This is a genomic window from Streptomyces thermovulgaris, assembly GCF_002155915.1.
In the GTDB taxonomy this organism is placed as follows: Bacteria; Actinomycetota; Actinomycetes; order Streptomycetales; family Streptomycetaceae; genus Streptomyces; species Streptomyces thermovulgaris.
In genome coordinates, this window is the sequence record NZ_MUME01000299.1 from 1 (window position 1) to 1,919 (window position 1,919).

Here is a 1,919-nt window from a genome sequence, read left to right on the forward strand (position 1 = left end):
ATGAAAAGAGGGCTGCCGTGATCGTTCCCGATGGGAAAGGTCACGGCAGCCCTCTTTTCATGCCACCGGGACAACGGTTCCCCGGTGAAACGCGAAGAAATCCGGAAGCCCCTCGGAGAACCCGGGTCCAGACCCGCCACAAGACCTCGGAAAAGCCGGTCCAGAGCCGCTTGAATTTCACTTGAGAATCACTTGAGAAATGCTGCCGGCCGGGTGCGCCCGGAGCACCGCGGGCGCGTCTGCCAGGCATTGCTGTCCGCGCCCGCCACGCCCCCGGCGCCACTTCTGGACGCCCTGTCGACCGTCCGTCGAGCGACGCTCCAGAGGATCTTGAGACGGTGCGGTGAGGGTCTCTCGCACGGACGCGAAACGAGGAGCACGTTCGGTGACGAAGGAGCTGACCACCGCTGCCACGACGGCCACCGCCGGGACCACCGCGCCCCCCTCCGCCGGCCGCGGCCGGTGGGAGGCGGACGCCGTGGCCCGGGCCGCCCGGCTCGAGGCGCTGCTCGGCGACCCGTACGACCCCGCCAACCCGCACGGCCTGCGCGTCCTGTTCGCCGCCGACGAGCGGCGCATCCCGCCCGCCGAGACGGAGGCCCTGCTCACCGAGGCCGGCGTGGGCGCGGAGTTCGTGCCCGCCGAGTACGGCGGGCTGCTCACCCGGGCCGATCTGCTCGCACGCGCCCTGCGCCCCGTCTTCCGGCGCGATGTGGCCCTCGGCTTCGGCTACGGCATCACCTCGCTGTTCGCCGCCGGCGCCGTCTGGGCGGCCGGCACCGCCCGGCAGCGCCGCACCGTCGCGGACCTGCTGCTCAGGGGCGGACGGATCGCGACCCCGCACCACGAACTCGCCCACGCCGACGCCCTCCTGCGGGACGAGTTCACCGCACGCCCCGCACCCGGCGGCGGCCACCGCCTCAGCGGCCGCGGGAACGCCGCCGTCAACGCCGGACGTGCCGACGCCCACGTCGTCTACGCCCGCACCGGACCGGCCCGGGGCCCGCACAGCCACTCCGTGCTGCTGCTCGAACCCGGCCGGCTGCCCGCCGGCGCATGGCACCGCCTGCCTCGGGCCGCCACCCGCGGCATGCGCGGCGTCCTCTTCTCCGGCCTCGAGTTCCACGACTGCCCGGTGCCGGAGGAGGCCCTGGTCGGCCGGCCCGGCGAGGGAGCGGCCCTGGCCCTGCGCATCTCCCAGGTCGACCGCGGCCTGATCTGCGGCGCCCTCACGGCAGCCGCCGACACCGTGCTGCACTCCGCCGTCCGGGCCGCGACCACCGGCCGCGGCGGCCCCGTCGCCCGCCGCTGGCTGGGGCCGCTCGCCGGCGCCTTCGCCGACCTGCTGGCCTGCGACAGCATGGCCACCGTGGCCCTGCGCGCCCTCGGCCTGCTGCCCGACCGGGCCCCTGCGCTCACCGCCGCCGTCAAGTACCTCGTGCCCGGCCTGCTCCAGGAGGCCCTGGAGGAACTGGCCACCGTCCTGGGCGCCCGCGGCTACGACCACCGCAGCCCCCAGTACGGCGCCCTCGGCAAGCTCCTTCGCGACCTGCCCCTGGCGGGACTGGGCCACGCCGGCACCGCCTCCTGCCGGGCCGTGATCGCCCCGCAGCTGCGCGCCCTCGCCGAACGCTCCTGGTCCACCGGGCACGAGCCGCCGCCCGAGCTGTTCCGCCTCGGCGCCGAACTCCCCCCGCTGGACTACCGGTTGCTCGGCATCGCGGGCGGCGGTGACGCCATGGCCGCCTCCCTCGCCGGCTCGGCCGCCCGGCTCGCACCGTTCCTCCGCACCGGCGGCCGGACCGCCGCCCTCGCCGGACTGGCCCGGTCCTTCGCCGCCGAACTGAGCACCCTGCGGCGCGCGTGCCGCAGGCTGCCGCCGTACGGGACCACGGCCCCGGCCGGCCCCGCCGCCCGCG

Annotated in this window: 1 protein-coding gene; it reads left to right on the plus strand. The window is 76.1% G+C overall.

The genetic code is table 11. The features are described from left to right. Positions 1 to 385: 385 nt before the first annotated feature. Positions 386 to 1,919, plus strand: a 1,534-nt coding sequence (locus tag CCN35_RS21705; RefSeq protein WP_211285560.1) for an acyl-CoA dehydrogenase family protein, incomplete at its 3' end; no start/stop codon positions are given.